Annotated in this window: 24 protein-coding genes and 1 pseudogene; 11 read left to right on the forward strand and 14 right to left on the reverse strand. The window is 67.9% G+C overall.

Annotated features, from left to right (window positions below; translation table 11 throughout):
• Positions 1-24 precede the first annotated feature (24 nt).
• From H8F24_RS11155 to H8F24_RS11165, 3 genes are read right to left on the reverse strand one after another with little or no spacing between them, the layout of a single operon-like run.
• A complete protein-coding gene (locus H8F24_RS11155; RefSeq protein WP_231597760.1) occupies positions 25-1086 on the reverse strand; it encodes a serine hydrolase in 1062 nt (353 codons plus the stop codon).
• 26 nt (positions 1087-1112) lie between these two features.
• A complete protein-coding gene (locus tag H8F24_RS11160) occupies positions 1113-1916 on the reverse strand; it encodes an RNA methyltransferase (protein ID WP_231597761.1) in 804 nt (267 codons plus the stop codon).
• A 4-nt stretch (positions 1917-1920) separates the two neighbouring features.
• Positions 1921-2358, reverse strand: coding sequence for a cytochrome c (locus tag H8F24_RS11165; RefSeq protein ID WP_231597762.1), 438 nt, complete (start codon positions 2356-2358; stop codon positions 1921-1923).
• 75 nt (positions 2359-2433) lie between these two features.
• Between H8F24_RS11165 and petG the strand changes: the two genes are divergently transcribed.
• Positions 2434-2547, forward strand: coding sequence for a cytochrome b6-f complex subunit V (gene petG / locus H8F24_RS11170; RefSeq protein ID WP_015110794.1), 114 nt, complete (start codon positions 2434-2436; stop codon positions 2545-2547).
• Positions 2548-2628: 81 nt separating this feature from the next.
• On the opposite strand, the pseudogene H8F24_RS11175 reads toward petG, so the two are convergent.
• The 7 genes and pseudogenes from H8F24_RS11175 to H8F24_RS11205 form a co-directional block, all read right to left on the reverse strand.
• Positions 2629-3183: pseudogene (locus tag H8F24_RS11175) on the reverse strand (RsmD family RNA methyltransferase); the annotation flags it as partial.
• A gap of 10 nt (positions 3184-3193) precedes the next feature.
• Entirely contained in the window at positions 3194-3793 is a 600-nt protein-coding gene (hisH, locus tag H8F24_RS11180; protein WP_370594704.1) for an imidazole glycerol phosphate synthase subunit HisH, read from the reverse strand.
• 26 nt (positions 3794-3819) lie between these two features.
• Positions 3820-4845 (reverse strand): TIGR00730 family Rossman fold protein, encoded by a 1026-nt coding sequence (locus tag H8F24_RS11185; protein WP_231597763.1) that lies wholly within the window; start codon positions 4843-4845, stop codon positions 3820-3822.
• Between the two features lie 47 nt (positions 4846-4892).
• Positions 4893-5216, reverse strand: coding sequence for a thioredoxin (trxA, locus tag H8F24_RS11190; RefSeq protein WP_197153940.1), 324 nt, complete (start codon positions 5214-5216; stop codon positions 4893-4895).
• 237 nt (positions 5217-5453) lie between these two features.
• The gene (locus H8F24_RS11195; RefSeq protein WP_197159145.1) at positions 5454-6617 is read right to left on the reverse strand and encodes a GuaB3 family IMP dehydrogenase-related protein; all 1164 of its coding nucleotides are present in this window, start codon (positions 6615-6617) and stop codon (positions 5454-5456) included.
• Positions 6618-6674: 57 nt separating this feature from the next.
• Complete coding sequence (locus tag H8F24_RS11200) at positions 6675-7163, reverse strand: CAAD domain-containing protein (protein WP_197169697.1); 489 nt, start codon at positions 7161-7163, stop codon at positions 6675-6677.
• A gap of 182 nt (positions 7164-7345) precedes the next feature.
• A complete protein-coding gene (locus tag H8F24_RS11205) occupies positions 7346-8476 on the reverse strand; it encodes a homocysteine biosynthesis protein (RefSeq protein ID WP_197153942.1) in 1131 nt (376 codons plus the stop codon).
• A 40-nt stretch (positions 8477-8516) separates the two neighbouring features.
• Between H8F24_RS11205 and gyrA the strand changes: the two genes are divergently transcribed.
• Both gyrA and crtL read left to right on the forward strand, forming a co-directional pair.
• Positions 8517-11129, forward strand: coding sequence for a DNA gyrase subunit A (gene gyrA, locus H8F24_RS11210; protein ID WP_197169698.1), 2613 nt, complete (start codon positions 8517-8519; stop codon positions 11127-11129).
• Positions 11130-11137: 8 nt separating this feature from the next.
• Positions 11138-12367 (forward strand): lycopene beta cyclase, encoded by a 1230-nt coding sequence (crtL, locus tag H8F24_RS11215; protein WP_197169699.1) that lies wholly within the window; start codon positions 11138-11140, stop codon positions 12365-12367.
• 22 nt (positions 12368-12389) lie between these two features.
• On the opposite strand, the gene H8F24_RS11220 is transcribed toward crtL, so the two are convergent.
• On the reverse strand, positions 12390-13955 hold the full coding sequence (locus H8F24_RS11220; protein ID WP_197153945.1) for a glycoside hydrolase family 57 protein: 1566 nt from the start codon (positions 13953-13955) through the stop codon (positions 12390-12392).
• Between the two features lie 65 nt (positions 13956-14020).
• On the opposite strand from H8F24_RS11220, the gene H8F24_RS11225 reads away from it, so the two are divergent.
• The 3 genes from H8F24_RS11225 to H8F24_RS11235 all read left to right on the forward strand — a co-directional run bounded on the left by H8F24_RS11225 (position 14021) and on the right by H8F24_RS11235 (position 17272).
• The gene (locus H8F24_RS11225) at positions 14021-14575 is read left to right on the forward strand and encodes an NYN domain-containing protein (RefSeq protein WP_197153946.1); all 555 of its coding nucleotides are present in this window, start codon (positions 14021-14023) and stop codon (positions 14573-14575) included.
• 37 nt (positions 14576-14612) lie between these two features.
• Complete coding sequence (locus H8F24_RS11230) at positions 14613-16238, forward strand: 2-isopropylmalate synthase (protein ID WP_197169700.1); 1626 nt, start codon at positions 14613-14615, stop codon at positions 16236-16238.
• Between the two features lie 185 nt (positions 16239-16423).
• Entirely contained in the window at positions 16424-17272 is an 849-nt protein-coding gene (locus H8F24_RS11235; RefSeq protein WP_197153948.1) for a carbohydrate ABC transporter permease, read from the forward strand.
• A gap of 5 nt (positions 17273-17277) precedes the next feature.
• Here the strand turns inward: H8F24_RS11235 and H8F24_RS11240 are convergent, their stop codons facing one another.
• Both H8F24_RS11240 and H8F24_RS11245 read right to left on the reverse strand, forming a co-directional pair.
• Positions 17278-17730 carry a hypothetical protein gene (locus tag H8F24_RS11240; protein WP_197153949.1) on the reverse strand — a complete coding sequence of 151 codons (453 nt, stop codon included), beginning with the start codon at positions 17728-17730 and terminating at the stop codon, positions 17278-17280.
• Positions 17731-17825: 95 nt separating this feature from the next.
• Positions 17826-19331, reverse strand: coding sequence for a peptide ligase PGM1-related protein (locus H8F24_RS11245; RefSeq protein WP_197169701.1), 1506 nt, complete (start codon positions 19329-19331; stop codon positions 17826-17828).
• A 105-nt stretch (positions 19332-19436) separates the two neighbouring features.
• Here H8F24_RS11245 and H8F24_RS11250 point away from each other — a divergent pair, with 105 nt between their 5' ends.
• Positions 19437-20003: a hypothetical protein gene (locus H8F24_RS11250; RefSeq protein WP_197169702.1), complete on the forward strand. Its 567-nt coding sequence runs from the start codon at positions 19437-19439 to the stop codon at positions 20001-20003.
• Positions 20004-20020: 17 nt separating this feature from the next.
• Here the strand turns inward: H8F24_RS11250 and H8F24_RS11255 are convergent, their stop codons facing one another.
• Positions 20021-22108 carry an HDIG domain-containing metalloprotein gene (locus H8F24_RS11255; RefSeq protein ID WP_197169703.1) on the reverse strand — a complete coding sequence of 696 codons (2088 nt, stop codon included), beginning with the start codon at positions 22106-22108 and terminating at the stop codon, positions 20021-20023.
• A 76-nt stretch (positions 22109-22184) separates the two neighbouring features.
• On the opposite strand from H8F24_RS11255, the gene folD reads away from it, so the two are divergent.
• From folD to H8F24_RS11275, 4 genes are all read left to right on the forward strand, one after another.
• Positions 22185-23093 (forward strand): bifunctional methylenetetrahydrofolate dehydrogenase/methenyltetrahydrofolate cyclohydrolase FolD, encoded by a 909-nt coding sequence (gene folD / locus H8F24_RS11260; protein WP_197153953.1) that lies wholly within the window; start codon positions 22185-22187, stop codon positions 23091-23093.
• A gap of 100 nt (positions 23094-23193) precedes the next feature.
• Entirely contained in the window at positions 23194-24096 is a 903-nt protein-coding gene (crtE, locus tag H8F24_RS11265) for a geranylgeranyl diphosphate synthase CrtE (RefSeq protein ID WP_197159146.1), read from the forward strand.
• Positions 24093-24647, forward strand: a complete 555-nt coding sequence (locus tag H8F24_RS11270; protein WP_197169704.1) for a divergent PAP2 family protein — start codon at positions 24093-24095, stop codon at positions 24645-24647. Before crtE ends, H8F24_RS11270 begins: the two co-directional genes overlap by 4 nt.
• The gene (locus H8F24_RS11275) at positions 24644-26113 is read left to right on the forward strand and encodes an AAA family ATPase (RefSeq protein ID WP_197153955.1); all 1470 of its coding nucleotides are present in this window, start codon (positions 24644-24646) and stop codon (positions 26111-26113) included. The genes H8F24_RS11270 and H8F24_RS11275 overlap by 4 nt, the downstream gene beginning before the upstream one ends.
• The last annotated feature ends 25 nt before the right edge of the window (positions 26114-26138 follow it).

The following is a 26138-nucleotide window of genomic DNA, read 5'->3' on the forward strand; positions in this document are numbered from 1 at the left end:
CGTTCTGGGGAGGAGGGGAACCACTCATCGGCGACCGACGAGGGTCTGGGCCACAGCACCGGCCATGGCACGGATCAGATCAGTGGAGCGGGGATCATTGAACGGACCTTTCACCATGAAGGCCGCCACCGCCCGCTGTCCGGTGGGCAACTGGATCAGGGCCGCATCGGCATAGGCGATGCCGATGTCGCCGGTCTTGTTGTAGACGGTGATCCCAAAGCTCAGCAGCTCGCTGTCGGGATCGGCGGCATCCTTGCCCAGCCCCTGGAGCAGTCCGAGAGGGATCAGGGTGTTGGTGCGAGACGTTCCCATCACCTCCCGGAAGAGGTCGCGGGCACGCTGGCTCAGCTTCTGGCCTGTGTCCACCAGGGCGATCGACTTGGCCAGATCCCGGGCACTGGTGGTGTTGGTGCCGTTCAGATCCGGCAGCCAGTTGTTCACCACCGTGGCCGGCAGCCCCAGTTGCTGGAAGCGGGCATTGAGCACCGTTTTGCCACCCACCCGCTTGATCAGCAGATTGGTGGCGCTGTTGTCGCTCACACGGATCATTTCGGTGGCCGCCTCGTAGAAGGGGAAGCGGGTACCCACGGGCCGGCTTGCCATCCAGCCGGCTCCGCCGCCCACCACCTCCTTGGTGAGGGGCAGTGGGTCGTTCCAGCGGAATTTGCCGTGGTCGTAATCCTCGAGTCCCACCAACAGGATCGGGGTCTTGATCGAGCTGGCCGCCGGCAAGGGGAGGTCAGGCTGAAGTTGGGCGAAGCGGCCGTCGTCAAGCACCAACAGAAAACCGCTGACCTTGAGGTCCTTGTGGACGGCAGCCTGCTGGCTCCATTTCTGGCTGAGGGCGGTGAGCTCCTGGCGCGGTTCGAAGCTGCCGAGCGGCAGGCTCTTGATGCCGTTCTCGGCCACCTTCGCATCGGCCAGAGGCTTCTGGATGGCGCCATCGGCCAGGCGGGGGGCCAGCAGTTTCAAGGTGGTGCCAGTGATCACCCCCAGGCCCACCCCCAGCACCAGCAGCCGCAGAACCAGCTTCAGGGGTTGCCCCCAGCGGTTGGTGCTGGATCGAGGCGGACGGCCGGCACTCACGGAGAACAGCAATGGCTGGGCTGACGCTAAGGGCTTCCCCGCCGACTCGCCCAGCGCAGCTGTCGCACCATGCCGCGCAGCAGGGCCACCTCGCCCTCGTCGATCTGGGCGCGCTGCAGCAGGGCCCGCACTTTGGCCATGCGGGCATGGGCGGTGTGCGGATAGAGAAACCCCACCTCCAGGAGCAGCTCCTCGGCATCCTCCAGGCTGGCCTCCAGGGCTGCCCGGGTGGCGGGATCACCGGGATCCTCCGCCCCGACGGTGCCGGGAGGAGAGGACGTTGGTCCCCCCGCGCTGCGCAGGCCGTGCAGCTCGTGCAACACCACCGCCACGGCATGGGACAGGTTGAGCGAGGCGTAGGCGGCGCCCGTGCCGATCTGCAGCAGCCGGCCGGCCTGCAGCAACTCGTCGTTGCTGAGGCCCCGATCCTCACGACCGAAGACCAGGGCCAGGGGTGCCGCCATCGCCGCCTGGGCCGAGGAGGGTGCGGTCGGCCCCGACGCTGCTGAGCCCCCCAGCAGCCAGCGCAGGGCCTCGCCTGGAGGCAACAGCGGCAGGGGTGGCGCGTCGAGCCGGCCGCTGGTGGCCACCACCCGCCGGCAGTCGGCCAGGGCCTCGGCCAAACAGCTGTAGCGGCTGGCCCCCTCCAGCAGGGAGCGGCCATGCACCGCCATCCGCACCGCTTCCTCGCCGAGGGGGTCGCAGCGGGGAGCCACCAAGCGCAGGCGGTCCACCCCGAAGTTGGCGCACAGGCGGGCGACGCTGCCGACGTTGAGAGGGCCTGCCGGCTCCACCAGCACCACGACGATGGGCGGCCGGTCGGGGCTCAAGGGATCAAGGCAGGGTGTGGAGGAACGCGAGCAGATCAGCCATGGCCTGGGGATCGGGCTGGAAGCGCGGCATCGGCGGGGTACGGCCACTCACCACCTGCTCGATCAGCTGGCGATCGCTCTTGCGGCGATCGACGCCATGCAGATTCGGGCCCACCAGTCCCTGGGCCGCCAGGCCGTGGCAGCCAGCACAGTTGAGTCGAAACAGTCGCCCGCCGTTACCGGCCGAGCCGGTGAGGTCGATCGTCTGGCGGGTGTAGGGATCCATCCGTGCCACCGGCAGCACCACCAGCACCAGCAGGATGCAGGCGACGGCAGCCACCGCCACCAGGGCCGCGACCAGGCCACGTCTCCGTCCTCCTGAACTCTCGTCATGTCCGGGCGGCGCGATCCCGGAGAGACCGTCTGGGCTGCTCAGCGCGGGGGAGGGAGGAGCTGTCACGGATGGAGAAAAGGCACGCAGTGCCGACCGGCGCATGGAAGAATTGTGCCGTGCTTCCCGTCACGGCGTTTCCCCATGATCGAACCCCTGCTCTGCGGCATCGTGCTGGGTCTGATCCCCGTGACCCTGGTGGGGCTGTTCGTGGCTGCCTGGAACCAGTACCGCCGCGGCAGTGCCCTCGGCGGCTGAAACCGGTCTGTTGACCTCCAGCAGCTGAATCGTGGTGCTGCCATAGCGCCGCTCGTCGCGGCAGCGCCATCCCGCTGGCAGCTCGGGCCGGGCGTTGCTGGCGCACTCCCAGATCAGCGTTCCACCCGGTGCGAGCCACGTTCCGTCCAGCAGAGCCGCCGCAATCGCCGGGTAAAGCCCAGCCTGGTAGGGAGGATCGGCGTAGATCAGATCAAAACCAGTACCGGCCTGCTCTCGCTTGAGCCAGCCGATCACCTCCTGGCAGATCACCGTCAGCTTCGGCACTGTCAACGAAGGGCTCGTCAACGGAGACTCCGTCAGGCAGGGATCTGAAACCGTGGTCCGTTCGGGGGTCCAGCGGGTGGCAGCCGTCACACCGGCCACAGCTTCGAGGTTGCTGCGGCTGATGGCGGCATGGCGGCGATCCTTGTCCACTGCCACCACCACGGCGGCTCCACGCTGCAGGGCTTCACAGCCCATGGCACCGCTGCCGCTGAACAGATCCAGCCAGGTCGCATCCGGCAGATCGCGGCACAGCATGTTCATGACCGCTTCGCGCACCCGGGCCGGGGTGGGGCGGGCCCCATGGCCCGGCGGGCTGAGCAAGGTGCGGCCACCGCTGAGACGCAGGCTCACGAGGCTCCTCTCAGGCTGGCAGCTGGGCGAGCCACTCCAGCCAGCGGCGCAGCATCGCCTCGCCCACCGGGCCCGATTTTTCTGGATGGAACTGACAGGCCGCGATCCGCTCCTGCCAGACCGCCGCGGTGAGCGGCACTCCACCGAAATCCACCTGGGCGGTGATGCAGGCCGGGTCCAGCGGTTCGGCGGCGTAGGAGTGCACGAAATAGACCCACTGCGGCGGTAGCCCATCGGGGAGCAGCGCACTGGCCTGGGCTGGCAGCAACGGTGCCCATCCCATGTGCGGGATCGGATGACCCGGCAGCCGAGGCAGAGCGCTGACACGCCCGGCCAGCAATCCCAGCCCGGGGCGTTGGCCTTCGTCGCTGGCCTCGAAGAGAAGCTGCAGCCCCAGGCAGATGCCGAGCAGGGGCCGACCAGCTCCACACCATGCGGCAATCGCCGGGATCAAGCCCGACTGCTCCAGGCGGTCCATGGCTGGATCAAACGCCCCCACTCCCGGCAGCACCAGGGCCTGCACACCCTCGATCTGAGCGGCGGTGTGGATCGGCACCACCGCAGCGCCGAGACGCTCGAAGGCCCGCTGCACCGAGTGGAGGTTGCCCATGCCGTAGTCGAGCAGGCCGAGCCGGATCACAGGGTCGCCTCCACCAGACGCACACCGGGCTGCTCCAGGGCAGGGCAGGGGGCCAGATCGAGCCCGTTGAGCCGGTCGATCAGCTGATACAGCTGGCCGATGCGGCGCTTGTCGAGCTGGAAGCGGAGGCAGGGCCGCAGGATGCCGTTCTCATCGCAGCTTTCACCGGCACTGATGGTGCCCTCCTTCACCAGCTGCTCGAACTCGCGGTTGAGCTCGGCCAGCAGCGCGATCGGGACGGGAACGTGCATCAGCAGTTCGAGGCGGTCTTCGCCCAGATTGGTGCCGTGATAAACGCGGTAAAACCGGCAGATCTGGGCGATCGCCTCGTGGGCCGTGCGCGCTTCCCGCAGCAGCGAGGTGTCTTCCGGTGAGATGAGGCCACGATCCACCAGGCTGCGGCGGATGTCGTCCTGCCACACCTCCCAGAAGCGGTCCCCGTCCGGCGCCAGCAGAACCAGAGGGATCGGCGGAGTGCGACCGGTCTGAATCAGGGTCAGGGACTCGAACAGCTCATCGAAGGTGCCGAACCCGCCCGGCATCACCACCAAGGCATCACTTTCCCGCAGGAAGAACAGTTTGCGGGTGAAAAAGTAGCGAAAGTGAAGCAGCCGCCCGTCGCAGCCACTCACATAGCGGTTGGCGTGCTGTTCAAACGGCAGATCCACGTTGAGGCCGATGCTGTTCTCACAACCGGCTCCCTGGTTGGCCGCCTCCATGACGCCGCCACCGGCTCCGGTCATCACCTCGAAGCCCTGGGCCACCGCTGCCGCAGCCAGCTCCATGGCCAGCTGGTAGGAGGGATCCTCGGGGGACGTGCGGGCCGAGCCGAACACCGTCACCTTGCGGGTCTGGCGGTGGGGCTGGAACACCGCAAGTCCATCACGGATATCCGCCATGGCGCCGTTGATCAGGCGCCATTCACTGGTGTCGTCACTGCTGCGGGCGATCTCCAGCAGCGTGACGATGGTGCGTTCGATCTGACGGCGTTGTGGATGCCCCTGGAGCAGGTTGCCCAGCACCTGCAGGGGGCTCTGACCAAAGCCGTCGAGGGCGGAAAGAGAGGGAGTCAGAGGTACTTGGAAATCGTTCCGGAAAGGGTGGTCTTGGGAACGGCTCCAACGACGGTGTCAACCTTGTTGCCGCCCTTGAACACCATCAGGGTTGGGATGGAACGGATGCCGTACTGACTGGCGACATTGGGGTTCTCGTCGGTGTTGAGCTTGAACACCTTGATCTTGCCCTCGAATTCCTTGGCAATTTCATCGACGATCGGCGCCACCATCCGGCAGGGGCCGCACCAGGGAGCCCAGAAATCCACCAGCACAGGCACGTCGCTCTTGAGCACGTCTTGCTCAAAGGAGGCGTCGGTGACGGCTGCAGCGCTGGACATCCTTTACTGGGATCAGGGTGATTCGAATCTAGCAACGGCCCCTGAATCCTCCAGACAGCTCCCGTCGAAGCGTTGCACGGCTTGATGGGACACGATCCAGGGGCCAGGAAGACAAAAAGCCCGGACGCGCCGGGCCGGGGGGTGTGAGGAGTGTGCGAGCCGTAGCCCCCACGCCTTGAGATTAACGCCCGTCTCGCCGGCGCCCGAACTGAATCTCAGCTTGCGACAGGCCCGGAATCACTTGCCCATGCCCAACTGCTGGGCCTTCTGATACACCTTCCCTTCGGTGAGCAGCGACGGAGCGACCACCACCTCCACCTGCTGCATGTCCTGGATGGTGCGGGCTCCCAGGGTGCCCATGGAGGTGCGGATGCAGCCCAGCAGATTCTGGGTGCCGTCATCGAGGCCAGCGGGGCCACGCAGGATCTTCTCGAGGCTGCCGGTGGTGCCCACCTTGATGCGGGTGCCCCTGGGCAGCACGGGGCTGGGGGTGGCCATACCCCAGTGGAAGCCGCGACCCGGGGCTTCGGCGGCACGGGCGATCGGCGAGCCGATCATCACGGCGTCGGCGCCGCAGGCCAGACACTTGCAGATGTCGCCGCCGGTGACGATGCCACCATCCGCCACGATCGGTACGTAACGGCCGCTCTCTTTCTGATAGTCGTCGCGGGCGGCTGCGCAGTCGGCCACTGCGGTGGCCTGGGGGATGCCGATACCCAGCACGCCGCGCGAGGTGCAGGCGGCACCGGGGCCGATTCCCACCATCACGCCGGCGGCGCCGGCACGCATCAGCTGCAGGGCCACCTCGTAGGTGACGCAGTTGCCGATCACCACCGGCACGCCGAAGTCGCGGCAGAGGGTGGCCAGATCCAGGGTTTCCTGGCCTTCAGGGCCGATGTGCTCGGTGCTCACCACCGTGGCCTGGACGAAGAACAGGTCCGCACCGGCCTCGGCGATCGCCTTGCCGAACTTCAGGGCAGCCACGGGGGTGGCGCTCACCGCGGCAATGCCACCCTTGGCCTTGATCTCAGCGATCCGCTGGCGAATCAGATCCTCCCGGACCGGCTGGCTGTAGAGCTCCTGCATCAGCGGCACGAAGTCGTCCTTGCCCACGGCGGCGATGCGATCCAGCACGGGGTTGGGGTCGTCGTAGCGGCACTGCACCCCCTCCAGGTTCAGTACCCCCAGGGCCCCTTGCCTGGTGAGCTCCACGGCCATATCCACGTCCACCACCCCATCCATGGCGCTGGCGATGATCGGGATCTCCCGATCGATGCCACCCAGGGTCCAGCTGCTGTCGGTCACCGCCGGATCGACAGTGCGGCCACCGGGCACCAGGGCGATCTCATCGATGCCGTAGGCACGGCGGACGGTGCGGGATCGACCGAGCTGGATGTTCACCGGAGACTGACGCAATCGAGACAAACTATCAACAAGCCGTCACATCACGGCGCCGACTCAGCCCCTGCCGCGAAAGGATTCCCAGCGCCTGCTCCAGTCCTGCAGCAGGGCCTCACGATCCTTGCTGTAAACCAGCTTGGTCACAGCGAAGCGGCTGAGCCAGATCACCCCCACCAGCTCCAGCAGCCCGGGCAGCAGGGGAAGGCTCTGCATCGCCCCGATCACGCCGGCGTAAACCTTCAGGAGCATCACCACTCCGATCAGCACCGCCAGTGCGATCAGCGGGGAGCGCAGCTGCTGCCAGAGCTCCTGCACGGCGCCACTGGCGAACCAGTCCTGCAGCTTCGAAACCAGCAACTGCCATTCGCCACCCTCCCCGGCATCACCCTCCAGAGGAGGCACCGTCAAGGTGGCGGCCAGCGGCGAGTCACTGTCCGTTGCCGGTGTGGTGACTTCCGGGGCCTGCGCAGCCTCCACGGCAGGAGCCGGGGGGGTGGGCAGGCCGGCATCCTCGGCGGACGGCATCGGGCTGGAACTGTCGACCATGGGTCCAGGCAGGGCTGGAGCGGAGCTTACGGCGACCTTTCCATGCGTTCCAGGCGGGAGGCCTTGAGATGGAGATCCCTGGAGATGAACTCTCAGGCGTTCCACGAGGGCCTTCAGGCCACAGGCTTCAGCGGTCCTCTGGCTTGAGGCAGGCGTGGTCTCCCGGCGTCATGGGACACCCTTCAGGGATCAAGGGGAAGCAGGGCTGCTCTCTCCGTCAGGGGCTGCAGGGGCAGTCTCAGGGGGAAACGTCCCTCCTGCAGGCGTTGCACCAGCTCCTCGGCGATCTCGGCCGCCAGGCGGATGCTGTGGGCCGGAGCGCAGCGCAGCGATCGGCCACTGACCTGCACCCGACCCGCCAGCAGCTGGGCATAGGGCACCCCGCCGAAGCTGGGCTTGATCCGCCGCGGGATCGACAGGTCCAGCACCGGTGCCTCCAACTGTTCATGGGGCGCGGCGGCGCGGCGGGCGACGGCCTCGCTGAGCAGGGGGACCGGTGCCGCCAGCGCCACCAGCAGGGCACTGCCCTGCCCCTCGAAATGGCTGGCCCGCAGCCAGCGCAGATCAAGATCGGCCAGGTCCACGCTCACCGCCGCCACGGCGCCGGGCGTGCGGGCATGGCCGCTGGCCTGGCGTCGTGGCCGGGGCTGATGGCCGCTGCCCGCCCCCACCACCACGCCCAACCCACCAGCCACCAGTACCGGTGACCCCGGCCCCAATCCGGCCAGGCCCGGCATCGTCAGGCCGATGCTGCCGGCACCGCCGCAGCTGAACAACGCGTTGCCGAAGGGACCCAGCAGGGGGCCGTAGGGGGAGCGGATCAGCCCTTCGGCGCTGCTCACGGCCACCACGCCGTTCTCGCTGATGGCGCGATGCAGGCTGAGGCGAGCCACGCCGATGCGATCAAGGTCAAGGCTGGTATGCAGTTCCGGACGGGGCTGCAGAGGCGTGGCCTCGCCGGTGGCCGCCAGACTCACCCGCTGACCGGCCAGCAGGTTCGCCAGCACCTGGGCGCCCCCAGCGGCGATCGGCAGCAGCAGCTCGCCCGGCCCGGCTCCGGCCAGGGCCGCCACCCCATCCACCTGCGCCTCCCGGATCCGGATCGGGGGATCGGTGGGGCCCAGGCCGAGCAACAGGCACCCCTGATCGATGAAGCTGGCGTCGGCGGCCACCACCACATCGGTTGCGGCGTAGGCCTGCTCCAGCCCCAGCTCCGCCACCCGCTGCCGGAAAACGGCGGCCGTGCAGACCCGCAACGTGCCCTGCCGCTGCCGCCGCTGCAGATCGACCTCAGTGCGAACCGCTCGGCTCATGGGGCTTCGATAAACTGCCGTCTTCTAGAGACGGTCGTGCATGGCGGATCCAAGCGGGCCCGGACCCACAGGCCCCGGGGAATCCGACGGGCGGATCATCCAGGCCGACCTTCGCAACGAGATGTCGCGCTCCTATCTGGAGTATGCGATGAGCGTGATCGTGGGCCGGGCCCTGCCCGATGCCCGCGATGGCCTGAAGCCGGTGCATCGCCGCATCCTCTACGCGATGTACGAGCTGGGTCTCACCAGCGACCGGCCCTACCGCAAATGCGCCCGGGTGGTGGGCGAGGTGCTGGGTAAGTACCACCCCCACGGCGACACAGCGGTCTACGACGCCCTGGTGCGGATGGCCCAGGACTTCTCGATGCGCATGCCCCTGATCGATGGGCATGGCAACTTCGGGTCGGTGGACAACGATCCGCCGGCGGCGATGCGCTATACCGAATCGCGCCTCCAGGCCCTCACCACCGACAGCCTGCTCGAAGACATCGAGAGCGAAACGGTCGATTTCGTCGACAACTTCGACGGCAGTCAGCAGGAACCGACGGTGATGCCGGCGCGCATCCCCCAGCTGCTGCTGAATGGCTCCACCGGCATCGCCGTGGGGATGGCCACCAACATTCCGCCCCACAACCTCACCGAACTGATTGATGGCCTGCTGGCCCTGATCGCCGATCCCGAGCTCGACGATCGTCAGCTGCTGGCCCTGGTTCCCGGGCCGGACTTCCCCACCGGCGGCCAGATCCTCGGCCGCCGGGGCATCCGCGAGATGTACACCACCGGCCGCGGCTCGGTGACGATGCGCGGTGTGGCGATGATCGAGACCGTGGAGGCCAAGGGCCGTCCGGACCGCGATGCGGTGATCATCACCGAGCTTCCGTATCAGACCAACAAGGCGGCGCTGATCGAGCGGATCGCCGAAATGGTGAACGACAAGAAGCTGGAGGGCATCGCCGACATCCGCGACGAATCGGATCGCGATGGTATGCGGATCGTGATTGAACTGCGGCGTGATGCTTATCCTCAGGTGGTGCTGAATAATCTGTTCAAGCTCACACCGCTCCAGAATAATTTCAGCGCCTATATGCTGGCGCTGGTCAAGGGCGAACCGGTGCTGCTCACCCTGCGCAAGATGCTGCAGGTGTTCCTTGAGTTCCGCATCGAGACGATCGAGCGACGCACGCGCTACCTGCTGCGCAAGGCCGAGGAGCGCGATCACATCCTGCTCGGCCTGCTGATCGCGCTTGACAATCTCGACGCGATCATCGCCCTGATCCGCAGCGCGGCCGACACCGCCACCGCCCGCATCGCGCTGACCGAGCAGTTCGGCCTGACCGAGATCCAGGCCGACGCGATCCTGCAGATGCAGCTGCGGCGCCTCACCGCCCTGGAGGCCGACAAGATCAGGCTGGAGCACGAGGATCTGCTCGCCAAGATCACCGACTACAAGGACATCCTGGCCAGGCGGGAGCGGGTCCTGGGCCTGATCGAGGAGGAACTGCAGGCGATCCGCACCCGTTACGGCTCGCCCCGCCGCACCGAGATCCTCGATCTCGAAGGTGGCCTCGAAGACATCGACCTGATCGCCAACGAGCGCTCCGTGGTGTTGCTCACCGAGAACGGCTACCTCAAGCGGATGCCGGTGAGTGAGTTCGAGGCCACCAGCCGCGGCACCCGCGGCAAGGCGGGCACCAAGAGCCAGGGCGAAGAGGCGGTGAAGCTGTTCATCAGCTGCAACGATCACGATGCCTTGCTGCTGTTCAGCGATCGCGGTGTGGTGTATTCCATCCCCGCCTACCGCGTGCCGCTCTGCAGCCGTGCCGCCAAGGGAACACCGGTGGTGCAGTTGCTGCCGATTCCGCGTGAGGAGGCCCTCACCTCCCTGCTGGCCGTGAGCGACTTCGACGACAGCATGCAGCTGCTGATGTTGACCAGCGGCGGCTACATCAAGCGCACCAATCTGTCGGCCTTCGCCAATATCCGCTCCAATGGTCTGATCGCCATCTCCCTGGAAGATGGCGATGCCCTCACCTGGGTGCGGCTCGCCCTGCCCGGCGACAGTGTGCTGATCGGCTCACGCCAGGGCATGACCATCCACTTCCGTCTCCTCGATGAGGAACTGCGGCCGCTGGGACGCACGGCCAGGGGTGTGCGGGCCATGAATCTGCGCGCCGGTGATCGGTTGGTGAGCATGGATGTGCTGCCCGTGGAGCTGGCCGATCGGGTCGCCCGCAGTGCCATCAGCGAGGACGATGGTGATAGCGAAGCCGATGGCCAAGAACTCGCCCCGTCCGAAGGGCCCTGGGTGCTGGTCGCGTCAGCCAGTGGGCTGGGCAAGCGGGTGCCGGTCGATCAGTTCCGACTCCAGAAACGGGCCGGCATGGGCCTGCGCACCATGAAGTTCCGCCGCGATGGCGACGTGCTGGTGGGCCTCAAGGTCGTGGGCAGCGGCGAGGAATTGCTGCTGGTGAGCGAGCGCGGCGTGATCGTGCGGATGCAGGCCGATGCGGTGCCGCAGCAATCGCGCGCCGCCACAGGGGTGCGACTTCAGAAGCTGGATTCCGGCGACCGCCTCAGCGAGGTGGTGCTGGTACCGCCGGCGCCTGAGGAGGAGGAGGAGGAACTCCCGCCCGTTCCCGATCCCGAGGTCTGAGGTCCGTCATGGTCGATGTCCTGGTGATCGGCAGCGGACCGGCGGCGCTGGCGATCACGGCCGCCCTCGGCAGGTGCGGCGTCAACGTGATCGCCCTGGCGCCTCAGCCCCCTGAGACCCCCTGGGAGAACACCTACGGGGTCTGGGGCGAGGAGGTGGACAGCCTGGGGATGAGCCATCTGCTGGCCCACCGCTGGAGCAACACGGTGAGCTGGTTCGGGCCCGAACCCCTCAGCCACGAGCGGGACTATGGCCTGTTCGATCGCCACAGGCTGCAGCAGCACTGGCTGGAGCAGGGTCGCGCCACCGGCGTGGTGTGGCAGTGCGGCCAGGCGACCCGGATCGAGCACGGCTCCCACCAATCCACGGTGAGCCTGGCCGATGGCAGCCAGCTGCGGGCTCGACTGGTGCTGGATGCCAGCGGCCATCAGCCGGTGTTCGTCCGGCGGCCCGATCGGGGGCCCGTGGCCGGCCAGGCCGCCTACGGAATCGTGGGGCGGTTTTCGGCGCCACCGGTGGATCCGAGCCAGTTCGTGCTGATGGATTTCCGCGCCGACCACCTCGCGCCGGAGGAGCGGCAGCAACCGCCCACCTTTCTCTACGCGATGGATCTGGGCGATGGCGTGTTCTTCGTGGAGGAGACCTCCCTCGCGCTGGCTCCGGCCGTTCCCTTTGCCGTGCTGAAACAGCGCCTGCAACGCCGCCTCAGCCATCGCGGCGTGGCGGTGCAGGAGATCCATCACGAGGAGTTCTGCCTGTTCCCGATGAATCTGCCGCTGCCTGACCTGGATCAACCCGTGGTGGGCTTTGGCGGGGCCGCCAGCATGGTCCATCCCGCCTCGGGCTACATGGTGGGCGCGCTGTTGCGCCGGGCGCCGGTGCTGGCCGAGGCGATGGCCGAAGCTCTGGCGGATGCGCAGTGCCCCACGGCGGAGCTGGCCCGGCGCTCCTGGCGAGCCCTCTGGCCGCAGGAGCTGCGCCGCAAGCATGCCCTGTATCAGTTCGGCCTCGAGAAGCTGATGCGGTTTCCCGAGGAGCAGATCTGCCACTTCTTCGAGACCTTCTTCCACCTGCCGAATCGGCAGTGGTATGGCTTCCTCACCAACACCCTGCCGCTGCCGGAGCTGGTGGGGGCCATGCTGAAGCTGTACGGATCTGCCCCCTGGGACGTGCGCTGGGGCCTGATGGAGCCCCGCGGACGCGAGGCGGATCTGCTCACCCGGGTGCTTACGCTCTGAGCCTCACGGTTCCTGCAACCGATCAGGGGATGCTGGACCAGTCGGCGGCATTGAGCAGAGGGAAAAGGCCATCTTCCCGTTCCACCGCCGCCAGCCAGCTGCCACTCAGCTCGTTGCCCTGATCGATCGCCTCCATCAACCGCCAGAAGCGATCGAGGTGGCGGTGGATGCGCTCACGGGCCAGATCGGTGGTGGTGCCGGCCCGCAGGATGAAGCTCCAGTCGGAGCTCTGGGCCAGCAGCAGCTCCCGGCCGGCCTGGGTGAGCAGATCGCGCTGATGTTCGCTGCCCACGCCGCGGTTCACCCGCCGCACCATCGCCTGGGAGGCGCGATGCCACTGGGGAACCACCCAGGCGTTGGTGTCGTTCAGCCAGTAGTCGTGATACCCCCCCTGGCCCCAGCTGGAGGGAGAGGGGCGGCAGACCTGCAGTTGATCCCCACCGGTCAGCACCTCGCGCAGGTGGCAGAAGCGCACACCGCTGCCAGGCGCCTGCCGGAACAGCTCCGCCAGGAACCCCGGCCCCTCGAACCACCAGTGGCCGAACAGTTCCGCGTCAAACGGTGCCACCAGCAATGGCGGCCGGTCCATGGCCGAGCCCAGGGCCTGCAGCTGATCCGTGCGGCCGGCCAGATAGGCGGCGGCATGCTCCGCCAGGCGAGTCTGGGCCGCGGCGGGGTCATAGGGACGCTTGCGATCGAGAGGACAGTCGCGGCCACTCACACAGTGCAGCTTCAGACCGAGCGGCCGGCGACTGGTGATGCCGGCCTCGTCCAGCACCTCATCGCTCAGATCCCAGCCGAGATCGCGGTGGAATTCGCGGTACACCGGATCACCGGGATACCCCTCGCTCGCACTCCAAACCGGCAGGGTGGAGGCACTGTCGCGTGCGAAGAAAGCCACACCCGCCGGCGAGCAGATCGGCGCATAGACGCCGTACCGGGGTCTGGGCAGCGCATGCAGCAGACCGTGGCCGTCGAGCAGGGAGTAGCGCAGGCCGGCGCTGACCATCACCTGATCGAGACCTTCGTAGTAAGCGCATTCCGGCAGCCAGATGCCGAGGGGACGCTCCCCCAGCAGGCGCTGGTGCTCGCGGATGGCGGTGAGCAGCTGGGCCCGGACCGCCTCAGGGGTGTGGCGCAGCAGCGGCAGATAGCCGTGGGTGGCGGCGCAGGTGATCAGATCCAGCACCCCCCGTTGCTGCAGGGCCCGAAAACGGGGCAACAGGGTGCCGCCGCTGGCCCGGAACTGGTCGGCTGCGGCCTGGAGGCGCATGTCCAGATCCAGAACCGCGTCCCGGTGCGTGGATGGCGCCAGAGCCAGGAGCTGCTGACGTTGCTCCAGCCAGGCCGGGAAGCGGGCGTTCAGATCGGCGTCGCAGAGCAGCGACAGCAGGGTGGGGGAGAGCCCCAGGGTGAGGCGCGGCTGCTGCTGCGGGTCAGCCGCGGCCGCCTCCAGCATGGCCAGCAGCGGCAGGTAACACTCCTGCAGCGCCTGAAAGTACCAGTCTTCCTCCAGGGATCCCGGATCCCCCGAGCGCACGTAGGGGAGATGGGCGTGGAGCACCAGGGCCAGATTCCCTGCGGCCATGGGCTTGCGGCGATGCGGGCAGTGTAGGCCTCGCCCCTAGGCTGAACGTTGTCGCCCTCCACCCCATGCAGCTGGTCCTGGCGGTTGACGGTCACGGCATGTTTTATGCCCAGCAGAAGCTGGGTTGGTTCTTCGATCCCCGCCGCCTGCTGGAGCTGGCCCGCGAGCAGGCGGGTGGGGAACCAGCCAGCGCCTTCTGGTACGCGGGTCTCAAGGATCACACCGATCAGCGCCCCTTCCGGGACGCCCTCACCAGCCTGGGATTCACCGTGCGCACCAGGCCCCTGCGGGAGTTCGGCGGAGGCGACGCCGAGACCCGTCACTACGGACGGGCCAATCTCGAGGTGGAGATCGCCATCGATCTGATGGCGGTGGCCGGCCGCACCGACGAGGTCTGGCTGCTGAGCGGCAGTCGTGACCTGGAGCGGCTGGTGGAGGTGCTGCGGGCCCGGGGCCTGCGCATCGTGGTGATGAGCACCGAGGGGATGGTGGCCCGGGAACTGCGCAACGCCGCCGATCGCTTCGTGGACCTGGCCAGCCTGCGGGAGCGCCTCGAAAAGGCTGAGGCCCTGCAGGCGCCCGTGTTCCAGCGCCAGGGAGCGGCCCAGGCGACCCCCTAGACTCCACTCAACTCATACTCATTCCGACTTAACTGCCATGGCCCGCGATCCTGGCCGGGTGCTGATCTTCGACACCACCCTGCGCGACGGCGAGCAGTCGCCCGGTGCCAGCCTCAACCTCGAGGAGAAGCTGGCCATCGCCCAGCAGCTGGCCCGGCTCGGTGTGGACATCATTGAGGCCGGCTTTCCCTTCGCCAGCAGCGGCGACTTCAACGCCGTGCAGCGCATCGCTGCCAGCGTCGGCACCCCCGAGGGACCCGTGATCTGCGGCCTTGCCCGCGCGGCCCAGGGCGATATCAAGGCCTGTGCCGACGCCGTGGCCCCGGCGGCCCGCCGCCGCATCCACACCTTCATCGCCACCAGCGACATCCACCTGGAGCACAAGCTGCGCAAATCCCGCACCGAGGTGCTGGCGATCACCGCTGAGATGGTCGCGTACGCCCGCTCGCTGGTCGACGACGTCGAGTTCTCCTGCGAGGACGCCGGCCGCTCCGATCCGGACTTCATGTACCAGGTGATCGAGGTGGCGATCCGGGCCGGGGCCACCACGATCAACAACCCCGACACGGTGGGTTATGCCACGCCGTCGGAATTCGGTCAGCTGATCGCGGGCATCAATGCCCACGTGCCCAACATCGACCAGGCCGTGATCTCGGTGCACGGCCACAACGACCTCGGCCTGGCCGTGGCCAACTTCCTCGAGGCCGTCAAGCACGGCGCCCGCCAGCTGGAATGCACGATCAATGGCATCGGCGAGCGGGCCGGCAATGCCTCCCTTGAGGAGCTGGTGATGGCCCTGCACGTGCGGCGCAGCTACTTCAACCCCTTCCTGGGCCGTCCGGCAGACAGCACTGAACCGCTCACGGGCGTCCGCACGGAGGAGATCACCAAGACCTCGCGCTTGGTGAGCAATCTCACCGGTATGGCGGTACAACCCAACAAGGCGATTGTGGGGGCCAATGCCTTCGCCCACGAATCGGGCATACATCAGGATGGCGTGCTCAAAAATCGCCTCACCTACGAGATCATCGACGCCCGCACCGTGGGGCTCAGCGACAACCGCATCTCGCTGGGCAAGCTCTCCGGCCGCAGTGCTTTTCGCGCCCGACTGGAGGAACTCGGCTACACTCTTGAGCGCGAGGATCTCGACGACGCCTTCGCCCGCTTCAAGGAGCTGGCCGACCGCAAGCGCGAGATCAGCGACCGCGACCTTGAGGCGATCGTCAGCGAGCAGGTGCAGCTGCAGGATGAGGCGCGTTTCACCCTCAAGCGGGTCCAGGTGAGTTGCGGCACGGGGCTGCAGCCCACGGCCACCGTCACCCTGCAGACGGCCGATGGCGCCGAATGCACCGAGGCGACCATCGGCACCGGTCCTGTGGATGCGGTCTGTCAGGCCCTGAACCGGCTGGCCGGGGTGCCCAATGAGCTGGTGGAATTCAGCGTCAAATCGGTCACCGAGGGCATCGATGCCATGGGCGAGGTGACGATTCGCCTGCGGGCCGCCGGGGTGCTCTACTCCGGCCATTCCGCCGACACCGACATCGTGGTGGCAGCGGCCCAGGCCTTCGTGAACGCGCTCAACCGCCTCGTGGCAGGAGCCCAGCGAGCCCCTCTGCATCCCCAGAAAGCGCCCCTGCCGGTGGCCGAGATTCCGAGGCTCTAGATCGATGGGCCGCTCCCTGCCGCTGCTGCAACGCTGGAGCTAATGCAGGCTGCGCCTGCTGCTCTGAGCTGTGGCGCTGGGCGACCTGCTGCTTGAGGCCAGGGAGGTGGCAGGCAGCGCAGCGTTGAGGCGGTGTGGACCCAGCTAGCCTTCAGCCGCTTCAGGGACCCCCGAACCGCCGCGCCATGTCCCGTTCCGCCAGCGGTCGGTCCCGTCCCTCCCTCACCCATGGCGTGCAGCTGGCGGTGCTGTTGCTGGTGGCCCTGTTGATGCTGCTGCCCCTGCTGTGGCTGGTGAGCACGTCGCTCAAGGGACCCGCCGAGGACATCTTCACCAGCCCTCCGGCCCTGCTGCCGGCCCAGCCGAGCCTGCAGGCCTATGGGCGGCTGTTCACCGAGAATCCGCTCGGTCTCTACCTGCGCAACAGCGCCATCGTCAGTGCCCTGGCGGTGCTGGCCAATCTGCTGTTCTGCTCCCTGGCGGCCTATCCCCTGGCCCGGCTGCGTTTCGCCGGTCGCGGCCTCGTGCTGGCCCTGGTGGTGGCCACGATCCTGATTCCCTTCCAGGTGGTGATGATTCCGCTGTATCTGCTGATGGTGCAGATCGGCCTGCGCAACACCCTCTGGGCCCTGATCCTGCCGCAGGCGGCCACCGCCTTCGGCATCTTCCTGTTGCGTCAGAGTTTCCTGGGGGTGCCCGTGGAGCTTGAAGAGGCAGCCCGGATCGACGGCTGCACCCCCCTGGGCGAATGGTGGAACGTGATGATCCCGGCGGCCCGCGCCGATCTGATCACCCTGGCGATGTTCGTGTTCATCGGCACCTGGAGCGATTTTCTCTGGCCCCTGGTGATTCTCGACGACCCTCAGCTCTACACCTTGCCGCTGGGGCTGCAACAACTGGCCAGCAGCTTCTCCCTCGACTGGCGCCTGGTGGCTGCAGGCTCGGTGGTGTCGATTCTGCCGGTCCTGGTGCTGTTCATCGGCCTGCAGCGCTACATCCTTCCCAACGCCAGCGGCGACGCGGTCAAGGGCTGACCCCTTCAGGGATTGGCACCCGGATTGGCTGGCCGGCTCGTCGATGAGGCCGACGGAGCTGGGGCTGGGCTCGATGGGGCCGGTGCCTCCACAGCCGGAGGGATCTCCAGTTCGGGAGCCACCTGGCGCCGGCTGATCTGGCGGACTTCGACGCGCAGGCGATCCTGTTGTCCCTGCAGATTGGCGATCGAACCCTCCAGGGACTCGAGCTTGCGCAGCCGCTCGGAGGTGCTGCGCAGCTGCTGTTCCAGAATCGTGGTGCGCTCCAGGGCACGGGAGTGCTCCAGCCCTTCGACCCGATCGCGCAGCTGGCGCAGGCTGCGGCTCTGCTCGCGGTACTTGCCGAGGATCACCACGAACAGCACCACGAGCATCGTGGAGATGCCCACCAGAAGCCAGGGAACCCACAGGGGTGCCTCGGGCAGGGAGGGGCTTCGACTGCTGGAGGCGGGTGCCATCGCGGCGAAACGGCGTGTCTGGTTCGATCCTGGCCGGTCGCCTCTCCCCTGGCCACCCATGGCTGAGCTCTGCAATGGCTCGGCCCAGCCCAGACTCAGCCCTGCAATCGCCCCGCCCCCCGCAGCAGGGCCTCCTGGGTGCCCTGATACACCGCAGCGGCTTCCTCGGGGCTGCGGCCGATGCAGGTCATGCCGAGCTTGCCGTATTGCGACAGGCAACCGAGCAGATGGAAGAGGCTGCCGCGCAGATGGGCTGGATCGAAATGCAGCCCCGCCTCGGCCACCAGATCGATCAGATCCTCCGGCAGCAGCCCCCGCAGGCGGGGATCGCAGAGATTGTCGGTGGCTTCGTAGTAAAGGGCCTGGCCTGAGGGGGAGAGGAAGGCGCCAGTGGAGGGATCGAGCCGGCCGCTGGTGGTGTGGCGCAGGGCCATGAAGGGATGGGTGGTCCCCCCCTGGCGCAGATTCACCTCGATGGCCTGAAGATCCCAATGGCCTGAAAACCTCCGGGCCACCACGTCGACGGCGTAGCGCTCCAGCGCCCCTTCGGCGGCGAGGGCCTCCCCGACAAGCCGGCCCATCTCCATCAACGGCTGGCGGTAGGCGGCATGGGCAGGGAAGGAACAGCCTTCGAAGGTCTGGCCGGAGCTGCCGCCCAGCCGCTGCTCATGGGTGGAGAGCACCTCCACGAAGCCATCGGGATGGATCATGCCCTGCACGCTGGGGGTGCTCTGCTGCTCGCCCCCCTCCAGCCAGGCCTCCACCAGGGCCCCCTGCCGGGCCAGCAGCTCCAGCCAGTGCTGGCTCGGCATTGGCAATCGCTCCAGGGCCTGCCGCATCACGGCCAGACGCTGGCCGGCGCTGTGGCCGGGCAGATCCAGAGGCTTGAGATCGAGCCTGGCATTGCCCTCGCCGCTGAAGCCCTCGTTGAGCTTCACCACCAACCGCCGCAGCCCTGGGTTGTGATCCCAGAGATCCACGGCCGCTGCCGCCAGATCCTCCAGGGTGAACACCACGCCACTGCCCGGAGGATGGGGCACACCACAGCGGGCAAACAACTCACGGCTGCCGGCCTTGGTGCCCCAGTGGGCCAGGGCGGGATCGCAACCCAGCAGCGGAACCTGCAGGCGCTCGGAGAGGCTCCGCTCCAGATCGGTCACCGTGTAGCAGCTCAGAAAGCTGCGCCCTGGCCGCAGCTGCTCGCGGATGCGGGCCAACAGGGCCGGCCGCTCCAGAAGCTTGGCGGTGAGCGGCCGCGGCGAAGCGTCGTTGGTGTCGAACAGGTGCAACCGGCGGCGGGCATGGGAGGCCGGCATGCCGGGCAACAGCTCCAGCACCGCATCCACCACCAGCTCCGGCAGCAGCGTGCTGGTTACGTACACCACCCGCACGCCTGGATGGCGCAGCCGGATCAGATTGAAGAGCTGGCGTTCTTCGTAGTGGTGGACGCCGGTCACCAGCTGGATCTGGTGCTCCTCCATGGTGAGCGACGGCACCACCAATTGATCGAACCGGGCGTCGGCCCGATCGCCGTGATCGCCCCAGTGCCCACCCCAGCCCTGCCGCAACTGGGCCTGGAGCTCCGCGAAGCTGAGCGCCATGGCTGGCCGCCGGACTGTCCCCATGCTGCTGAGCCGAGGCCGCGGCGCCAACCCTCCGAATCGTCATGGGTAGCCTGCGGGGATCGAGCCGGATGGGATGGCCGCTTGAGCAGAGCCCACCATCGCCCGCCGCCCCGCTGGTGGGACTCCCTCTTGATCGGGCTCACCAGCATGGTGATCGGGACTGTCCTGGCGCGGTTCATCCTGGCGATGGCTGAGCAGGCTCGCCGTAGCGGCAATCTCGAGCAGGCCTTCGACAGCACCGTGATGCTGTTCTCCCCGGCCATCTTCCTGCTGGCCGGCGCGGGGCTGATCAGCCGCGGCCTGCTGGGTCTCTCGAGTGCGCTGTTGCAACGTCGGCCGCGCCATCGGTCCCAGTCCGAGCCCCCGCCTTCCTCCGGCCCTCCGACATCCTCCCTCCATGCTGAAGCCGATCCCCAGCGCGCCCAGCCGGGCCATGATCGTTACCGACGAGCCTGCGCCGAACTTGGTGTCCTTCCAGGCAGCTCCTGGCCCGTGATCCGGGCCACCTGGCGCCGCAAGCTGCAGGAGTGGCACCCTGATCAGGGAGGTGATCCTGAGCTCTGGTATCGCCGGCTGGCGGCCTACACGCTGCTGGAGGCCTGGGAACGATTCGAGGAAGACAGCCCAGACCAGATTCCGAAAGAGTGACCGTCGGCGTTTGCTGATCAGGCGCTGTACGCCTTGCGGGCGGGGATCGGGTAGGGGATGCGACGGTGTCGCATCCGTTTCCAGACCCGTACAAAGGCGCGCACCAGCAGCTCCAGATCGGCCTGTCCCAGTCCGCTGCGGGCCAGCTGCCCGTCGTGGCGGCGCGCTTCGATGATCCGCCTCACCATTGCGCCCGCCTCCTGCTCCGAGGTGCCCGGGGGAAGAGATCGCAACGCCGCCTCGCATCCATCAGCGAGCATGAGAATGGCGGTTTCAGGGCTGCGCGGAGCCGGCCCCCGGTAGCGGAAGGCGGATTCCGGAACAGATGGATCCCGCTCTCGCGCCTGGTAGAAAAAATATCCCATCTTTAAGGTGCCCTGGTGCTCGGGAATGAAGTCCGCCAGGGGGCTGGGAAGGCGATAGCGGCGGGCAAGCTTCAGCCCTTCATCCACATGGGCCTGAAGGATCTCAGCACTGCGGAAGGGGTCATTGAGGCCGTCGTGGGGATTCTCCCCGTCTCCCTGATTCTCGATGAACCACTGCGGAGCATGCAGTTTGCCCACATCGTGATACAGAGCACCTGTGCGGATCAGGTCCACATCCGCCCGGATGGCCCGAGCACCCTCCTCTGCCAGGCCGGCAATCATCAGGGTGTGTTCGAAGGTGCCGGGTGCCTCACAGGAGAGACGACGCAGCAGGGGCCGCTCCAGATCGGCCAGTTCCAGCAGTCGCGCCCGAGTCAGCAACCCGAAGGAGCTCTCCACCAGCGGAGCCAGGAGCACGCCAGCCATCACCAGGCCACCCATCAGCAATGCTTCACTCAGCAGCTGGGCGGCGTCTGGCAACCGGCCATCCGTGACTCCCGTCAGCCCGGCCAGCTGCACCAGCAGCCATTGCAGCACCAGGGCGGCGGTGGGAAGCAACACCGCCAGCTGCAGCAGCTGCGCACGGTTGCGCTGGCGGCTGGCCACGATCGCCGCCGCCGCCGCGATCGCCGCCGCCAGCAAGACCCGCACGTTCAACAACGCATCAAGTGGAAGCGGCCAGAGCAGGGAGGCCCCCGCAAGCCATGCCAGCCCCGCCACAGTGCCTAAGCCCTCTGCCAGCAGCAGGGTGGGCGGCACCAGCAGGGCCATCGGGCTGGCGGCCGGACCCAGCCAGAGCTTGAAGGCCTGAACCCCCAGCAGCATCCCCAGCACGAGCAGCGCATGACGCGGTTCGGCCCGGGCCCGCCATCGGCGCAGAACAAGGAGGATGACCCCACAGGTGGCCATGGCCTCGGTCACGTGCTGCAACCAGGCCAACGGCCTCGGTTGGCGGCTCACCAACCCGAAGTAATCGAGCACGTCGTAAGCCTGCGAGCTGATCGCCTCTCCCTGACGGATGATCAGATCACCACGCTTCACGGCGATCGTGGGAACACCTTGCTGGGTCACCAGATCTTCAATGCGGCGCTGGGTGAGAGCCGCATCGGTGCGAAGATTGCTGTAACCAGCCACAGATTCCGAGACCAGCCGCGCAGCCAGCCGGCGGCCCGTACTCGGCAAACCCTCGAAGTGAAGGCCAGCAGCACTGGCGAGCTGGCTATCGGCCACGCTCGCAACCAGGCCCTGGCTCAGCATGCGGGCCTGCACCTGGCGCACCTGCTTGATCCAGTCAGTCCATTGGGTCGGGGTGAGCGATTCGAGCCACGCCTGCTCGTCTGGACTGAGGGTCTGGGCGCCAAGGCGCTGTTGCGGAGAGGTGATCGAGATCTGAAGGCGACGCAGCTCCTGCTCCAGGCGGTCTTTCAGTTCACGAGTCGCCCGATCATCCACCACCTGCACATGGCTGCGGGGCACCAGCTGACTGCGGCGCAGCTCCAGCTCCTCGCTGTCGACCACGGTGGCATCTCGGGGAGCCTGGGCCGTGAACGGGGCCGGAAATCCAGGCTGAAGACTGGGTTGGGTGAGCCAGGGCCAGCTGGTGATCAGCGCCACCAGAACGCACATCAGCAGGACACCTGCTGTGGCCTGCAGGCTCCAGGTGGCCAGAGGCTGTCGAGGGCATTCCAGGCGCACGAATCGTCGCCACAGAGTCCTGGCACGACGCTGTCGAATCCCCATGGACAACACGCTAGCGAGGGCACTGCTGAGGCGGAACAACCCAGGCAAGCTGGATGGCGAGATGCCTCGGATGTGCATGGCCACCCGTCTGGACGGACGCCTTCTGGCCCAGGAGATCGAGCAGCGCCTGGCCGACGTGATCGCCGAGCGGCTGGAGCGGGCCGGCAGGCCGCCGGGGCTGGCGGTGTTGCGGGTGGGCGACGATCCCGCCAGCGGCGTCTATGTGGCAAACAAGGAGAAGGCCTGCGGCCGTGTGGGCATCCGCAGCTTCCTGACCCACCTGGCGGCCGGCACCCCCGCTGCGGAAGTGCTGGCCGCGATTCGGCAGCTCAACGCCGATTCCTGCGTGGACGGGATCCTGCTGCAGTTGCCCCTGCCGGCCGACATGAGCGAGGGGCCCCTTCTGGCAGCGATCGATCCCGAGAAGGACGCCGACGGCCTGCACACGCTCAATCTCGGCCGGCTTCTCAAGGGCGAGCCTGGTCCGCGCAGCTGCACCCCCGCCGGCGTGATGGCCCTGCTGGCTCGGTCTCAGGTGGAGCTGCGCGGCAAGCGGGCGGTGGTGGTGGGCCGCAGCATCCTGGTGGGTCAACCGATGGCGCTGATGCTCCAGGCGGCAGATGCCACCGTGAGCGTGGCCCACTCCCGCACCAGCGACCTGGCGGCCCTGACCCGCCAGGCGGATGTGCTGGTGGTGGCGGCAGGCCGGCCGCGGATGATCGGGGCGGAGCACGTCAAGCCCGGGGCGGTGGTGGTGGATGTCGGTATCCATCGCCTTGATCCCGATCCGTCGGCTGGTCCTCAGGCCCGTTCCAAGCTCTGCGGAGACGTGCGCTTCGAAGAGGTGGAGCCGATCGCCAGCGCGATCACGCCGGTACCCGGCGGTGTGGGCCCGATGACCGTGACCCTGTTGCTGGTCAACACCGTGACCAGCTGGTGCCAGCGCTGCGGCCTCGATCAGCCCCTGGCCGACCTGCTGCCCTGAGGCGAGGACTGCGCACTGTTGCGATCACACGCGCTGCAGGAGCCCAGACGTGGCGACAGGGCTGTGGCCTGAGAGAATCGCCGCCAGTGCGCAGCAACCCATGGCCGTGGCGGTGAGCACGGAGTTTGATTTCGCCGCCTACCTGGAGGCAGCTCGCCACAGGGTCGAGGCGGCCCTGGATGGGTCGCTGGGGCCGGAGCATCCAGAGAGCCTGCGGGATGCGATGCGGTATTCGCTGCTGGCCGGTGGCAAACGGCTCCGGCCGATCCTCTGCCTGGCGGCCTGCGATCTGGCCGGCGGTACGAGTGATCTGGCCCTGCCCACGGCGGTGGCGCTGGAGATGATCCACACCATGTCGCTGATCCATGACGATCTCCCCGCCATGGACAACGACGACCTGCGGCGGGGCCGCCCCACCAATCACAAGGTCTATGGCGAGGCCAATGCCATCCTCGCCGGTGATGCCCTGCTCACCCGGGCCTTCGAGATGGTGGCCCTGCGCAGCCCCGGTGTTCCTGCCGCCCAGTTGCTGGCGGTGGTGGGCGAGCTGAGCCTGGCGGCCGGGGCCCCGGGCCTGGTGGGCGGCCAGGTGGTGGACCTGGAATGCGAAGGCAAGCAGGTGGATCTCGACACGCTCGAGTACATCCATCTCCACAAGACCGGGGCCCTGCTGCGTGCCTGCGTCCTGACCGGCGCCCTGATCGCTGGTGCTCCGGAACCGTTGCTGGAGGCCCTGCGCACCTACGCCCGCGGCATCGGACTGGCCTTCCAGATCATCGACGACATCCTGGATGTGACGGCCAGCAGCGAGGTGCTCGGCAAGACCGCCGGCAAGGATCTCACCGCCGACAAGACCACCTATCCCAAGCTGCTGGGGCTGGAGGAATCCCGCAAGCGGGCCGATGCCCTGGTCAGCGAGGCCAAGGCCGCCCTCGAGCCCTGGCGTGACAAGGCGGCGCCACTGCTGGCCTTGGCCGACTACATCACCAGTCGCGATCGATGAGTGCAGCCCACGATCCGAACGTGGCGACGGCCTTCTTCTCCAACGGTGTGCTGGCCTGGGGACTGGCTGCCTGCGGCACCGCCCAGCTCTCGAAGCTGGTGATCGAACTGGTGGTCCACCGCCGCTGGCGGCCCGCTGTGCTGGTCGAGACCGGTGGCATGCCCTCCAGTCATTCGGCGCTGATGACCGGCACCACCGCCGCCATCGGTTGGCAGCTCGGCTTTGCCGATCCCCTCTTTGCCCTGGCGTCTGCCCTCTGCTTCGTGGTGCTCTACGACGCCAGCGGCGTGCGCCGCGCCGCCGGGCAGATCGCCAGCCGGGTCAATGGGCTGCCCGATCACCTCTGGCTGGAGCGGGATGGGGGGAGCGTTGATGTCAATGTTGCCATCAAGCCGCTCAAGGAAAACCTCGGCCATACCCGACTCGAGGTGCTGGCCGGCAGCGTCATGGGTCCGGCCGTGGCCCTGCCCGGCCTCAGCCTGGTGGGCTCTCCGCTCGATCTTGCGGCGTGGATCGCTGATGCCCTGAGCGGCGCCGCCAGCCTGGGTTGAGCAGAGCCTCCCGCAGCTCGGCCGCCGCAGCACCCGCAGACAACGGCGAGGGGCTCACCGCCGATCAGCACCAGGCCCTGACCGCCTTCGCCACCTGGCTGGAGGCCCCCGCCGACGGCACCCCCTTCGTGCTGCAGGGCTTCGCCGGTACCGGCAAGACCTTCCTGTCGATGCGGTTTCTGGCGCTGGCGGAGGCCGCCTGCCTCTGCTGGACCGTGGTGGCGCCGACCCACAAGGCCGTGGGGGTGCTGCGTCACCATCTGCAGCGGCAGGGCCTGCAGCCCACCTGGTATCCCTCCACGATCCACCGGTTGCTGCGCCTGAAACTGCGGCGGGAGCGGGATCTGGAACGCTGCGAGGAAACGGAGCAGACCGCCGCCGCCCTTGAATCGCTGGGGCTGGTGCTGGTCGACGAGGCCTCGATGGTGGATGGCACCTTGCTGGAAATCACCCTGCGCTGTGCCCATCCGTTCCGCACCCGGTTGGTGTTCGTGGGCGATCCGGCCCAGCTGCCGCCGGTGGGGGAGCCGAGCAGTCCGGTGTTCGCGATCGGGCGGGCCCAGGGAGCGGCCCTGCAGCAGGTGGTGCGCCATCAGGGACCGGTGCTGCGCCTGGCCGAGGGGGTGCGGCTCGGAGCCCTGCCCTGTCGCCAGCCGCCACCCCTGCGGCCCCTGTGCAGCCCCCAGGGACAGGTGGCGTTGCTGGACCGGCGCGCCTGGCTCACGGCCGCCCAGGCGGCGCTGCAAGGCTCCGCCGCAACGGCCGACCCCGATCAGGTCCGGATCCTCTGCTACACCAACCGGCGGCTGGAGCAACTGGTGCCGATCGCCCGCCGAGCCCTGCACGGAAGCATGGCCGACCAGCTGCCGGTGCTCCCCGGTGAGGTGCTGATCAGTCGCACCGCCGTGATGGCACCGGCCTGCCGCGAGGGGGCGGAGGCGGCAGAGGAGCCCGACATGGTGCTGGGCTCCAACCGCGAGCTGGTGGTGCAGGACGTGCAGCCCGAGCGCTGCGATCTGCGCGACTTCGGCGTCGAGGAGGCACCCTTGATCGACACCCTGACGGCTGCGGTGGAAGCGGGTGAAACCCAGCTGCAGCTGCGCCTGCTGCCGCCGATCGGCTCCTCCGGCCGTGGGGCCCTCGAGGCGGTGCTGACCAAGCTGCGCCAGGAGGCGCGCGAGGCCGGCCGCAAGGGCGGCAAGGCGCTCTGGCGGCGGTTCTTTCTGTTGCGCGATGCCTTTGCCTCCCTGGGGCCGGCGGCCGTGCTCACGGTCCATCGCAGCCAGGGCAGCACCTTCGGCGAGGTGTTCGTCGATGGGGATGTCTTCTGGCCCCAGGATGAACGGCTGCGGCGCCAGCTCATTTATGTCGCGGTGAGTCGGGCCGCTGAGTCGGTCTCCCTGGCTGCGGGTCCAGGCAACCCCGCCGAGCAGGAGCAGTGGCGACGCTGGCTCGAGGGGGGATGACGTCTCCTGCAGACGTCGCAACCCG

It is taken from the genome of Synechococcus sp. CBW1002 (assembly GCF_015840915.1).
In the GTDB taxonomy this organism is placed as follows: domain Bacteria; phylum Cyanobacteriota; class Cyanobacteriia; order PCC-6307; family Cyanobiaceae; genus CBW1002.

Excerpts from the sequence above, each read along its gene's own strand:
- petG (WP_015110794.1), top strand. The coding sequence starts at position 2,434 with ATGATCGAACCCCTGCTCTGCGGCATCGTGCTGGGTCTGATCCCCGTG.
- hisH (WP_370594704.1), bottom strand. The coding sequence starts at position 3,793 with ATGGGCAACCTCCACTCGGTGCAGCGGGCCTTCGAGCGTCTCGGCGCT.
- trxA (WP_197153940.1), bottom strand. The coding sequence starts at position 5,216 with ATGTCCAGCGCTGCAGCCGTCACCGACGCCTCCTTTGAGCAAGACGTG.
- H8F24_RS11200 (WP_197169697.1), bottom strand. The coding sequence starts at position 7,163 with ATGGTCGACAGTTCCAGCCCGATGCCGTCCGCCGAGGATGCCGGCCTG.
- H8F24_RS11205 (WP_197153942.1), bottom strand. The coding sequence starts at position 8,476 with ATGAGCCGAGCGGTTCGCACTGAGGTCGATCTGCAGCGGCGGCAGCGG.
- gyrA (WP_197169698.1), top strand. The coding sequence starts at position 8,517 with ATGGCGGATCCAAGCGGGCCCGGACCCACAGGCCCCGGGGAATCCGAC.
- crtL (WP_197169699.1), top strand. The coding sequence starts at position 11,138 with ATGGTCGATGTCCTGGTGATCGGCAGCGGACCGGCGGCGCTGGCGATC.
- H8F24_RS11220 (WP_197153945.1), bottom strand. The coding sequence starts at position 13,955 with ATGGCCGCAGGGAATCTGGCCCTGGTGCTCCACGCCCATCTCCCCTAC.
- H8F24_RS11225 (WP_197153946.1), top strand. The coding sequence starts at position 14,021 with ATGCAGCTGGTCCTGGCGGTTGACGGTCACGGCATGTTTTATGCCCAG.
- H8F24_RS11230 (WP_197169700.1), top strand. The coding sequence starts at position 14,613 with ATGGCCCGCGATCCTGGCCGGGTGCTGATCTTCGACACCACCCTGCGC.
- H8F24_RS11235 (WP_197153948.1), top strand. The coding sequence starts at position 16,424 with ATGTCCCGTTCCGCCAGCGGTCGGTCCCGTCCCTCCCTCACCCATGGC.
- H8F24_RS11240 (WP_197153949.1), bottom strand. The coding sequence starts at position 17,730 with ATGGCACCCGCCTCCAGCAGTCGAAGCCCCTCCCTGCCCGAGGCACCC.
- H8F24_RS11245 (WP_197169701.1), bottom strand. The coding sequence starts at position 19,331 with ATGGCGCTCAGCTTCGCGGAGCTCCAGGCCCAGTTGCGGCAGGGCTGG.
- H8F24_RS11255 (WP_197169703.1), bottom strand. The coding sequence starts at position 22,108 with ATGGGGATTCGACAGCGTCGTGCCAGGACTCTGTGGCGACGATTCGTG.
- folD (WP_197153953.1), top strand. The coding sequence starts at position 22,185 with ATGGCCACCCGTCTGGACGGACGCCTTCTGGCCCAGGAGATCGAGCAG.
- crtE (WP_197159146.1), top strand. The coding sequence starts at position 23,194 with ATGGCCGTGGCGGTGAGCACGGAGTTTGATTTCGCCGCCTACCTGGAG.
- H8F24_RS11270 (WP_197169704.1), top strand. The coding sequence starts at position 24,093 with ATGAGTGCAGCCCACGATCCGAACGTGGCGACGGCCTTCTTCTCCAAC.